The organism is Sporosarcina sp. Y352 (assembly GCF_056786535.1).
In genome coordinates, this window is the sequence record NZ_JBXCJE010000028.1 from 1 (window position 1) to 9,199 (window position 9,199).

Sequence of the window (9,199 nt, forward strand, 5' to 3'; positions counted from 1 at the left end):
TTATGAAATACGTGAAAAAATAATTATTCTACATCATGAAGTAGTGCAAGCCGTTGATACATCAATGTTTATAGAGGGAGGTTAGTTCAATAAGGGATTCCATTTTTATAATAAAAAAAAGAGTTCAAAATGATATGATTAAACAAGAAATTGTACTCATACTTTTAAATCAAACTTTTATATCTTAGCTATGGTTGTTTTAGGGATTATTGTGCTACTTTATCTTTTTGGAAAGGTTAAAAGCGTTAGAGAATAGCTTATGTATAGTGTCGAAAATCGGATTCAATTCTTGAAAAAGGATTTGCAACTGTTCAGTAAAAGGGTGCGATTGTCGAATACCCAGCTGCCTCTCAAAAAGGCAGCTTTTTTATTTGGGTTAAAGAAATAATTGTTGGGAAAGGTTGTCAACTGTTGCAGTTTTGGTGTCATGCAATAGTTCGCGTTGAGTGAAGAAAGTGAATCTAACACAATACAAATATGTTCGATTTGCAAAAAAATCTCTTTTATGGCTCCATGTCATGTCCTTAGACATGTATCATCATTGCTGACACTGTATATAACTGGCCTTTAGTTTAATAAGGAATATTAAAGGAACTCGATTTTCGGTTTAAAATAAAGTGGAACCGTTTATAAAATATTTACCGAAATCAGTTACACTGTTTTTCAGTTGTGGAAGGATAATGAACAAGAATATCCTGTATATTTAGATTTAGCGAAGAGCCTATTGTAAGGGTTCTTTTTTGATTCTAAAAGATAAATATCATATTTTAATGTATCAGATTATGATATAGTTGTAGACATGTATATCAGATTGTGATATATTCCTTTTAGATACATATATCGTTTTGTGATATAACTTAAAAAGTATAGAGGGTGATTGATTGAAGAAGACGGAGCAATTAACAGATTCAATGTCTTATATTATGGCTGCTTTAACTAAACCAAGGCATGGCTACGCTATTATGAACTTAATTGAGGAAACAACAAAAGGCGTAATTACTATAGGTCCTGCTTCAATGTACACGATTATTAAAAAGTTATTAAACCAAGAGTGGATATATTTACATGATAAGTCGGATTCAAGACGTAAAACGTATCAGCTTACTGAAAAGGGCAGAAAAGTATTAGAAGAAGATTTGAAGGTAAGGAAACTGATGATTGAACTAGCGGAAACTGGATTGGAGGAAGAGTTAGAATGAGACAAACAAAGTATATTACATCAGGTGGTTTAGCTTTCTCCGAGGATAAGGATATGGAAAAGCTACGCAACAATTCTTCGAAGGGGTGGCATGTCAGTGACTTTAAGTTTATAGGGTATAAGCTTGAAAAAGGAGAAAGCTCAGATTATATCTATAGTGTAGATTATCGTTCATTAAAAGAGGATGAAGAAGAGGAATACTTTGATTTTTTCTCATCTTCTGGTTGGTCACATATTACATCAGAAGGATATATTCATTTATTTCGAGCTAGTCCTGGTACGAAACCGATTTATAGTGACCGTAATACAATGGTTGAAAAGCATAAAAGTTCAATTTCTTCTATGAAGAATTTTGCAATTCCGCTCGTCTTACTAACAGTGCTCGTATGGATTGGTGCAATGCTAAGTTCTGGTACCTTAAAATCTTTACTACTTTTAATAGCTGTTATTCTTAGTGTAATTGCCATTCCAACAGTATGGACTGTAATTACAACATACAGGAACAAATGGGAAGTCGAAGGAAGAAGAGGATTAGCAAGTCTAGTGAAAACAATACCACACCAGATTCTTCTTTTATTAACTGTTGTTATTATTTTGTTGGTTATCGGCGGTACAGGAACTACAGTTGAAATCTTAATTTCTATGATAATTGGAGCAATAGCACTTCCAACTGCTATTTGGCTCATCATGTCCCTCTATCATAAAGTCGGGGGGAAGCGAGATTAGAATAGAAATTGAAACATTTGTTATTGAGTGATGGAGTTAAATACTTCGGAATCTAACACAATAGAAATATGTTCGATTTGCAAGAATCGGCTCTCCCAAAAGAAACGATCCCGCTAAAATCAGATGATGAACGTCTTGATAGACAACATGCTTTTGGAAATAAACTAAAAAAGGAAAGAGAAAAGAAAGGTTGCTCAGAGGTGTACCTCGCTGCAAAAATACATGTTAGTCGCCAATCAGTTTCAAAGTGGGAAACAGGTAAAAACTATCCCAGTATTGAAGTGATTATCGATTTAATTGATTTATTAGGCATCACGATCGATGAATTATTAAGGAGTGATGGAGAGTTGAAAGAAAAATTAATTCAAGATAGTAAAGGATCGACAGATTTAAATTGGAAATCACACCTTTTAACTGGTTTAGGTATTTTTATGGGGATTGTGATTGTTAGCATAATCAAACACGATGGAATTGATTGGATATCCATTGGTTCGGCAACTGTTGCAACTGCTGCTATCCTGTACCTAGTTTCTCTTCTTTTTCCGCAAGGGAGCAAAAAGAGTGGAACAATAAAGTAGATGACAGTTCCGCAAACGGGTGCTTTAGTTTAAGTGTTGGCTGCCTTTACAGGGCAGCTTTTTTATTGAGTAATGGAGTTAACTACTTCCGTGAATGAGCGTTATGTAAACTTAGGATGTATACAACATACAATCCAGTTGAACGATCAATCTAATTCGATTACATATTTAAGTTGGTGTTTCTACAAGCAGTAGAAACGTTGTTCTTATGGTCACGTGAAAAACTTTTCTGAATTTGAAACGAAAAGGACATTTGAATCATCTAACGATTGTAAAGGAAATGGAGGGGTAGTCTATGTTTTATCAAAATCGATTTAAAAAGGCTCAGCAAGGCAATCAAAAAGCTTTTCTTGAGTTAATCGAAGGTGATAAAGAAAAGCTCTACAAGATGGCTTTTTTATATGTGAAGAACGAAAATGATGCATTAGATATCGTTCAAGAAACGATTATGAAAGCCTATGTCAATATAAGGACTGTAAAAGAAGAAAGGTATTTCAGTACATGGCTTGCGAAGATTCTTATCAATACGGCACTAGAGACTTTGCGGAAAAACTCAAAAATCATATTACTCAAAGAAGAAATGGTGGGAAAACAGTCTCCCAATATGCAGATTGAAGAAAAAATGGATTTATTGCAAGCAATCGAACAGCTAGAAGAAAAATATAAAACGGTCATTATTCTTCGTTATTACAAGGATTTACCTGTGCAACAAATAGCAGATTTTTTAGACTGTCCAGAAGGCACAGTGAAGACGAATTTACACCGAGCAATTCAAAAGTTAAAACAGTTTTATCAAGGGGGACAAGTGAATGAACAAGGATATTAAAAAATCAATTGATTCCATTCAAGTACCTTTTCAAAAGTTAGATGCAGCGATTGAAGAAGGGCTAAGGGCTAGCCAAAAACAAGTTACTCCTAAACGAAAAAAAGTAATGACGCTACTCCTTTCAAGTGCTGCCACATTGGGATTAATCATTGGCTCAGGATTTATTTCACCGACGATGGCTAATGTCCTGGCAAAAGTACCAATACTCAATTCAATTTTCACATCAGTCGGTGATAAAGGTTTGCACGTTGCAATCAATGATGAAAATGCAACCTCTCTAAACAAAACATTAACGAGTAATGGTGTTTCATTAACGATTCAGGATGTGTTATATGATGGTTCACGCCTTGCATTTTCATTCGTTCAAGATAAGGCAGAAGAAATTTATCCACTTCATATTGAAGTAAACGGAGAAGTCATCAACTTTTCGGAGAGTATAACAGGGGAGTATCTACCAAACGGGCAATATTCTGGACTCATTCAAGTTCATCCAACGAAGCCATTACCGAATGAGTTTGACTTATCCGTTGCCATACATCAAATTGGTAAGACAAAAGGCGATTGGCATTTTGAAACACATGTAATGAAAACAAATAACAATAGTATTAATTTAACCACAGGTCAAACAGCCCAATTAGATGGCATTTCCTATGAAGTGAAAAAATTTGAGAGTACAAATTCAGCTGTAAGTCTGCACATTTTATATGAAGGAACCCTTGAAGAAATCTTCAATGAACACCAGATACTTCAGCTACACTTATTAGACCAAGAAGGAACAATTATACCGATTATAGATTCGTCTGGTACGGGAGATGATGAGAGTATGCTTTACCGATATGTATTCGAACCACTTAGTGAGGAAATAACTGATCTTACAATTAGTCCATTCTTTATGCCGTTACCCAAGGAAAGAAAGGAAATTACAGCTACTTTAGAAGAAAGTCATTTACCTTTAACAATTTCACAAGGTGAAATGGGCGACATTGTGGTGACAAAAACCGAAGAAGAAAATGGTCGATATGCACTTTATTTTGAATCGACAAGTTCATTCCCATTTGGGAATAATTTTGAAATGAATCAATTATCTGTGGAAGACACCGATGGGAATGATTTAATAGCAGATAGAGGTTATCCTACGTCGACTGGAAAAAATAAATATAAATTGTATTATAATAAGCCAACAGTTAGTGGGGACATTATTTTGAAAACAATAGAGCTTCCCAATATGAAATTGAATCTAGAAGCTCAAATCACAGTCAAGGTCCCAAAATAAGTGGAGGAAACTATTTTTTTACTTAGCACCTAACGACAATCGGCTGCCTTTACAGGGCAGCTTTTTCTTATTGAGTAATGGAGTTAACTACTTCCGTGAACTGGCGTTATGTTAACTAAATTTGCATAAAGAATACATTGGTTTAGTAGTCGGGACGTTTGTTGTTATCTATTTTGATGTATCCAATTTTATGGATTCTGCTTCAAATGTATTACCGTCATCCTTCTTTCTAAACACCTTAACTGTGACCACGTTATCATCAATCCAAAGTATTTCAAAATGGTCAACATTTATTAAATCGAACGAAAGGAATTCTTTATACTTTTCTAACATACTTCCGTATTCCCCATAGTAAATCCGAAAAGAATAATAGCGATAGTAAACCTCTTTGGTTTTTATATCTTCAGCAGGAGAACTCATTTCCTGTAGTTCGATAATATTAACCTGATTGGGCGAGGGACTTGTCTGCATCGAGAATCCAGACGTTTTCACTTCACTTGAACATCCACACAAGAAAAATACTATTCCTATAGAAAATATTATTTTTTTCAAGAAATTAGCACCCCTTTTCATCAATTATTGGATAAGAAATGCTTTGTTACAAGAAATGTCACTCAATTTAGATTGTGAAAGATTGTACTTAAAGTAACGGGTGCTTTAGTTCAACAAGAGGGGATCGTCAATCGACGGTCTTTTTTATTTGCCCAAATTACACGTACCATAGGTTATTTGGTAATATCTAATACTTTCTACTATCCAGTTGCAATAAGAACAATCGTTCGATATACTAATAAAAAAGGAGGGAACAAACGTGCGTAACCAATTAGTTAAGTCGATGGAATATAACGAGTCCCTAGATATGATGTACATCGCGAAAGATGGTTTAATCAGCAAACGAAGAATCAAAGCACTACAGGTCGGTGAGATATCGTTCCGTGCATTCTGTTTTCTACGTAAATCCAAGCGTACTTTTACAATTGATAACGTGCTGGTACTTGTTCCCGTCATAACTAAGGAGAGTCTGGTGATTTAATCGTGGCGTTAATCCCTGGAGAAGCAATACCACATTTCGAGAATATGATTTATTTACCGATGATAATAAGCATTTTAGAAAGAGACCGGCAAGTGATTGAAATTAGTTCATTCAAATTAAAAGAACCTTATATCAATATCGTTGAAAGTACGCTTATGACTGTACGTGCCGAATTAAAAGAAACAAATATGTATGCGCGAAGAAGAAATATGAAGGTAATTAAGAAAGGAAAAGATGGTTCATTCACCGAGTATGCATTTATCCATGGCGGATACGAAGATCTTCGTCGTTATTTGAACGTCAGGCTGCGCAATCGAACTGAAGAATTAATAAGTGTGTACTTTGCCAAAGTAGATATCCCAATTCTGAAAGGATGATCAAAATGACAGCAATTCCGAAACCGCCAAAATCAAAGGTTGTGGCAGGTCCAAAACTAACAGAAACCGACTTTCTTGAAATTGGCGAGAGAATCGGTGAATCAACAGAATTCGGCGTAGAGGTTGAAATTACAATTTATGCCCAAAAGAGGTATGAATCAGTTACAGGAATCGTGAAAGAAGTTGATGGCCAACAAGGTAAATTGACATTGCAAGTAGGTTATGAAAACATAAAAATCAACATGAATAATATCGTGAGTGTGAATTGAGATGTTAGATAAAAATCGCTATAGAGGAACACAGAAATGATGCTACCTGAGCATATAGTTGCATTGAGAAATTGGATGGATAAGGAGCATTACGAAGAGCGTCCAGAACTCAGTGATTGGGAGTTACAATCTATACAGGAAGAAATCGAAGTAGCGTATAAACGTAAATGCCAAACGTTAATTAAGACCTGGAAGGACGGCAAGATTATGACACGCGGAGCCATAGTGGAAGTAATTGATGTGCGGTCTAGGTGTATTGTGCTCGATAACCCGTTTGGACTCGAGAGGATTCCGTTTTCAGATATAGTCAGCGCACAATGTATGGAATGAAAAAAACAACGACCAATCCTATCAAGGTTTGGTCTTTTTAATGTCGATATTTATGGAAATCAAAGAAGGACTTTCTCACTATTTGTTGAATAATGACAATAGGAGGGGGTGGATAATATGAGATGCCTAAAATGTGGAGTGGCTTTCAGCGAGAGTGATATTTTTTTAATCTTAGAAGATGAAGATGAACCAATTTGTGACCGCTGCGAATTTATGGGTGATTTTTACAACATTACGCATGCTAATACTGATTTTGTCGTTCAGGCAAAAAATTCAGAAGACGCTATTCGCAGGTGGAAAGAGTTTGTTGTTAAAATGGAGATTTTTAGTGAAGAACTATCTTCTATTACAATTGTAACTAAAAAAATAGATCACGCAGTACTTAACAGATAACTGTGAAATACGAAGAGGGGGTATATGCCTCCTCAGCTACTAGGAACTTCGAGCTATCAGCCTATTACCGACAAAAGCAGATGCGGCTACAAAAGGTTTACCAACTTGAATCTCTTAAACACGGTATAGACATTCATGGTTAAATTGACTAATATTAGAAGGTATAGGACTTAGAGGAGGAAGATTAAAAGAATGAAACGATTATCATCCATTTTGTTGGTTTTTTTATTAATGTTCTCAGGATTCGGATTGAACAAGGCAAGTGCGGCGCAATTTTCGGACGTACCCAACACACAGCGATTTTACGATGACATCATTTATTTGATGGAGAAAAATGTGTTGCAGGGGAAAGGTACTAAATTCGGAGTAGATGACAAGATTACCCGCGAAGAAGTTGCTATTATGATAAGCAAATCATTGGGTTTGGATGGAAAACAAACATCAACTAAATTTAAGGATGTTCCATCAACACTTGCGTCATCAGGCTATATTAATTCAGCTGTACAAAAAGGCTACATTAGTGGTTTTCCAGACGGTTCATTTAAGCCGAAAGAAATTGTGAATCGTGGACAAATGGCGATAATGTTGTCACGTGCATTTGATCTTACTGTAGAAGCAAATAAAAATTTCAAGGACATGACACCGAAAGTTTCTTCATATAAAGAAGTTCGCCGTATTGTACAAGCGGAAATTACAGCTGGTTATCCAGACGGAAGATTTAAACCCAACGAAACACTAACACGCGGACAAATTTCTGCGTTTTTGGCAAGGGCGATGATCCGGAAGGAAACAGGGAACAAAAAAGCATTAGTACATTTCATTAACGTTGGGCAGGGAGACTCAATTTTAATACAATCAGGAAACGGTAAAAACATGTTAATTGATGGAGGCACTAAATCGCAAGGAAATAAAGTGGTTACATTCCTCAAGAGCAAAGGTGTGACAAAACTGGACGTTGTAGTTGCAACGCATCCAGATGCAGATCACATCGGTGGTCTGATTTCAGTAGTGAACAGTTTTGCGATAGGTAAATTTATTGATTCAGGTAAGGCACATACGACACAAACTTATTTAGAACTGCTCCAACTTATTGACGCCAAAGGGATTCCCTTCGAGGTGCCGTCTGTTGGACAGAAAATAACACTTGATAAAGCTTGGGGAATCGAAGTACTGAATGCGGACTCTACAGTCAGCGATAACAATGATGCTTCAATTGTATTGAAAGCGAAATACGGAAAAGTTAGCTTCCTATTAACAGGCGATGCAGGAATTACTCTTGAACAGAAATTGCTGTCTAAGTACGATTTAACTAGTACGTACCTTAAAGCTGGGCATCATGGTTCAAACACAAGTAGTTCGGCGGCATTTATTAAAGCGATTAATCCAGAAGGAACGATCCTTTCTTACGGTAAGGCAAATTCATATGGACACCCACATTCTGATATCGTAGCTCGTTTACATGCGATTAGTTCGAAAATCTATACAACAGCAGATTCTGGTGATATCACCGTTTCAACGAACGGATCTACACATTCAGTTTCAGCAAAACCAATGGCGCAACCAGCACCGCCTGCACCAAAACCAACACCACCAGCGCCAAAACCAGTACCAAAACCAACGCCGAAACCGGATTTGGGTTCAGGTCTATATGTAATTCCGGGAGCCCCTTCAACGTATCAAAATTGTACGGCAATGAAAAAGTATTATCCGAATGGCGTGAAAAAAGGTCATCCGGCATATGCTTCAAAACACGATAGAGATAAAGATAATTGGGCGTGTGAATAATGAATAGAGTAAAATATACCCTCGATCGCATAGATGATGGTCAGTATGTATTTTTGGAATATATCAATGAAGAGAAGCAGCTACTAATACCGGAGAATGAAGTTACATCCAGAATTGCAGAAGGTGACATCGTATTAATCAGCAAAGTAGATTCGGTTTATGAGTTTGTAGTATTGAATGAGGAAACTGAAGACATGCGCGATAAAGTAAGCAGCTTGCTCGAAAAGTTGAAGAATAAAAAGTAAATGTAAAAAGCCATCAACTCAAATGAGAAGGTGGTTTTTTGCATTATGATGGGAAATTAAAACGACCAATCTGAGGTGACCCCTAAAAGTTAGAGTTTATTATTAAGCAGCTAATTGGCTGGTTTGAAGACGGTATTGAACCGGACTCATGCCAGCCAATTTTTTC

At 36.3% G+C, this 9,199-nt stretch carries 13 protein-coding genes; 12 read left to right on the forward strand and 1 reads right to left on the reverse strand.

Annotated features, from left to right (window positions below; translation table 11 throughout):
• The first annotated feature begins 881 nt into the window (after positions 1-881).
• From AC1TO6_RS20890 to AC1TO6_RS20910, 5 genes are all read left to right on the forward strand, one after another.
• Positions 882-1,199 (forward strand): PadR family transcriptional regulator, encoded by a 318-nt coding sequence (locus AC1TO6_RS20890; protein ID WP_482103508.1) that lies wholly within the window; start codon positions 882-884, stop codon positions 1,197-1,199.
• Positions 1,196-1,924 carry a DUF2812 domain-containing protein gene (locus AC1TO6_RS20895; RefSeq protein WP_482103509.1) on the forward strand — a complete coding sequence of 243 codons (729 nt, stop codon included), beginning with the start codon at positions 1,196-1,198 and terminating at the stop codon, positions 1,922-1,924. Before AC1TO6_RS20890 ends, AC1TO6_RS20895 begins: the two co-directional genes overlap by 4 nt.
• Before the next feature lie 107 nt (positions 1,925-2,031).
• On the forward strand, positions 2,032-2,502 hold the full coding sequence (locus AC1TO6_RS20900; protein WP_482103520.1) for a helix-turn-helix transcriptional regulator: 471 nt from the start codon (positions 2,032-2,034) through the stop codon (positions 2,500-2,502).
• Between the two features lie 295 nt (positions 2,503-2,797).
• Positions 2,798-3,328, forward strand: coding sequence for a sigma-70 family RNA polymerase sigma factor (locus AC1TO6_RS20905; RefSeq protein WP_482103510.1), 531 nt, complete (start codon positions 2,798-2,800; stop codon positions 3,326-3,328).
• Complete coding sequence (locus tag AC1TO6_RS20910; protein WP_482103511.1) at positions 3,312-4,601, forward strand: DUF4179 domain-containing protein; 1,290 nt, start codon at positions 3,312-3,314, stop codon at positions 4,599-4,601. Before AC1TO6_RS20905 ends, AC1TO6_RS20910 begins: the two co-directional genes overlap by 17 nt.
• A 168-nt stretch (positions 4,602-4,769) precedes the next feature.
• Here the strand turns inward: AC1TO6_RS20910 and AC1TO6_RS20915 are convergent, their stop codons facing one another.
• Positions 4,770-5,153, reverse strand: a complete 384-nt coding sequence (locus AC1TO6_RS20915) for a membrane lipoprotein lipid attachment site-containing protein (protein WP_482103512.1) — start codon at positions 5,151-5,153, stop codon at positions 4,770-4,772.
• 259 nt (positions 5,154-5,412) lie between these two features.
• Here AC1TO6_RS20915 and AC1TO6_RS20920 point away from each other — a divergent pair, with 259 nt between their 5' ends.
• The 7 genes from AC1TO6_RS20920 to AC1TO6_RS20950 all read left to right on the forward strand — a co-directional run bounded on the left by AC1TO6_RS20920 (position 5,413) and on the right by AC1TO6_RS20950 (position 9,033).
• The gene (locus AC1TO6_RS20920) at positions 5,413-5,634 is read left to right on the forward strand and encodes a transcriptional regulator (RefSeq protein ID WP_482103513.1); all 222 of its coding nucleotides are present in this window, start codon (positions 5,413-5,415) and stop codon (positions 5,632-5,634) included.
• A 2-nt stretch (positions 5,635-5,636) separates the two neighbouring features.
• On the forward strand, positions 5,637-6,011 hold the full coding sequence (locus AC1TO6_RS20925; RefSeq protein ID WP_482103514.1) for a YhjD family protein: 375 nt from the start codon (positions 5,637-5,639) through the stop codon (positions 6,009-6,011).
• Positions 6,012-6,016: 5 nt separating this feature from the next.
• A complete protein-coding gene (locus tag AC1TO6_RS20930; protein WP_482103515.1) occupies positions 6,017-6,280 on the forward strand; it encodes a YolD-like family protein in 264 nt (87 codons plus the stop codon).
• A gap of 36 nt (positions 6,281-6,316) precedes the next feature.
• Positions 6,317-6,610, forward strand: coding sequence for a YolD-like family protein (locus AC1TO6_RS20935; RefSeq protein WP_482103516.1), 294 nt, complete (start codon positions 6,317-6,319; stop codon positions 6,608-6,610).
• A 117-nt stretch (positions 6,611-6,727) separates the two neighbouring features.
• Entirely contained in the window at positions 6,728-7,003 is a 276-nt protein-coding gene (locus AC1TO6_RS20940) for a hypothetical protein (RefSeq protein ID WP_482103517.1), read from the forward strand.
• Positions 7,004-7,195: 192 nt separating this feature from the next.
• Entirely contained in the window at positions 7,196-8,788 is a 1,593-nt protein-coding gene (locus AC1TO6_RS20945; protein WP_482103518.1) for an S-layer homology domain-containing protein, read from the forward strand.
• On the forward strand, positions 8,788-9,033 hold the full coding sequence (locus tag AC1TO6_RS20950; RefSeq protein WP_482103519.1) for a DUF3006 family protein: 246 nt from the start codon (positions 8,788-8,790) through the stop codon (positions 9,031-9,033). The genes AC1TO6_RS20945 and AC1TO6_RS20950 overlap by 1 nt, the downstream gene beginning before the upstream one ends.
• Positions 9,034-9,199 lie beyond the last annotated feature (166 nt).

Coding starts and splice junctions, on each gene's coding strand:
- AC1TO6_RS20895 (WP_482103509.1), top strand. CDS start 1,196: ATGAGACAAACAAAGTATATTACATCAGGTGGTTTAGCTTTCTCCGAG.
- AC1TO6_RS20905 (WP_482103510.1), top strand. CDS start 2,798: ATGTTTTATCAAAATCGATTTAAAAAGGCTCAGCAAGGCAATCAAAAA.
- AC1TO6_RS20910 (WP_482103511.1), top strand. CDS start 3,312: ATGAACAAGGATATTAAAAAATCAATTGATTCCATTCAAGTACCTTTT.
- AC1TO6_RS20930 (WP_482103515.1), top strand. CDS start 6,017: ATGACAGCAATTCCGAAACCGCCAAAATCAAAGGTTGTGGCAGGTCCA.
- AC1TO6_RS20935 (WP_482103516.1), top strand. CDS start 6,317: ATGATGCTACCTGAGCATATAGTTGCATTGAGAAATTGGATGGATAAG.
- AC1TO6_RS20940 (WP_482103517.1), top strand. CDS start 6,728: ATGAGATGCCTAAAATGTGGAGTGGCTTTCAGCGAGAGTGATATTTTT.
- AC1TO6_RS20945 (WP_482103518.1), top strand. CDS start 7,196: ATGAAACGATTATCATCCATTTTGTTGGTTTTTTTATTAATGTTCTCA.
- AC1TO6_RS20950 (WP_482103519.1), top strand. CDS start 8,788: ATGAATAGAGTAAAATATACCCTCGATCGCATAGATGATGGTCAGTAT.